Origin of the sequence: Algoriphagus oliviformis, from assembly GCF_017254915.1 — a bacterium.
Classification (GTDB): Bacteria; Bacteroidota; Bacteroidia; order Cytophagales; family Cyclobacteriaceae; genus Algoriphagus; species Algoriphagus oliviformis.
The window spans coordinates 1-1,192 of record NZ_JAFKCT010000027.1; the positions used below are offsets into that span (position 1 = coordinate 1).

1 protein-coding gene is annotated in these 1,192 nt (G+C 50.3%); it reads left to right on the plus strand.

Going from position 1 to position 1,192, the window contains the following annotated elements; translation table 11 throughout:
• Positions 1-251, plus strand: a 251-nt coding sequence (locus tag J0A68_RS22390) for a hypothetical protein (RefSeq protein WP_206580493.1), incomplete at its 5' end; no start/stop codon positions are given.
• Between the last annotated feature and the right edge of the window lie 941 nt (positions 252-1,192).

The following is a 1,192-nucleotide window of genomic DNA, read 5'->3' on the forward strand; positions in this document are numbered from 1 at the left end:
AGGCGCGAAGCTTTCTCCCATTCCTCCGTGCACTCAGTGGTAAAATTTTCTTATTGGATTTTTTCACCACAGAGAGCGGGAGAAATAGGAGGGGTTTGGTTTTGATCTATCCGGTTATTCGTTGTGCTGATGCTAGAGAAACAGCGAGTTTCCCGAATTTTTTGCAGCTCTCCGGCTCTGCGAGAAAAGCGCTCTCCCGAAGACTCCAAGGCGCGAAGCTTTCTCCTTTTACTCTGCGGGCTCTGCAGTGAAAAAGCTTATCTAAATGCCGGATCTTAGGATTTTTTGTTTCCCACAGATTTCCACGGATAAAGACACAGATGTCACGGAGCTGGGCTCTCTCTTTGCGTACGTCGTGGTTCTTTGCGGTGGATAATTTCTGGCGTATTTTTTACCAAAAAGGCCGCGGAGGCGATTTTCTCCTTTTCTGTGGAGACAGAATATCTACACAGCCCCATCGGGGCGACCGGTGCATAGCCTTGGGTTTCAACCCAAGGATACTGGGTTAGGGTTTGGTATGGGGAGTTTTGGCCGAAAGGAGCTCAATTGAGTCGTGCAGGTTTCGCCAAAACCGGTTGAGGATTGGGCTAGGTTTTTTGAGCTTCTCGCTGGGTTTACCGCGAAGACGCCGAGGGCGCAAAGGTCTCGCAGAGTTTTACTCCCATTCCTTCGTGCACTCCGTGGTGAGATTTTCTTATTGGATTTTTTTACCACAGAGAGCGGGAGGAATAGGAGGGTTTTAGTTTTGATCTATCCGGTTATTCGTTGTGCTGCTGCTACGAAACAGCGAGTTTTCCGGATTTTTTGCGGCGCTTAGGCTCTGCGAGAAAAGCACTCCCCCGAAGACTCCAAGGCGCGAAGCTTTCTCCTTTTCCTCCGTGATCTCCGTGGTAAAAAAGCAGTCAAAGCCCCATCGGGGCGACCGGTGCATAGCCTTGGGTTTCAACCCAAGGATACTGGGTTAGGGTTTGGTATGGGGAGTTTTGGCCGAGAGGAGGCCAAGTGAGTCGTGCAGGTTTCGCCAAAACCGGTTGAGGATTGGGCTAGGTTTTTTGAGCTTCTCGCTGGGTTTACCGCGAAGACGCCGAGGGCGCAAAGGTCTCGCAGAGTTTTACTCCCATTCCTTCGTGCACTCCGTGGTGAGATTTTCTTATTGGATTTTTTTACCACAGAGAGCGGGAGGAATAGGAGG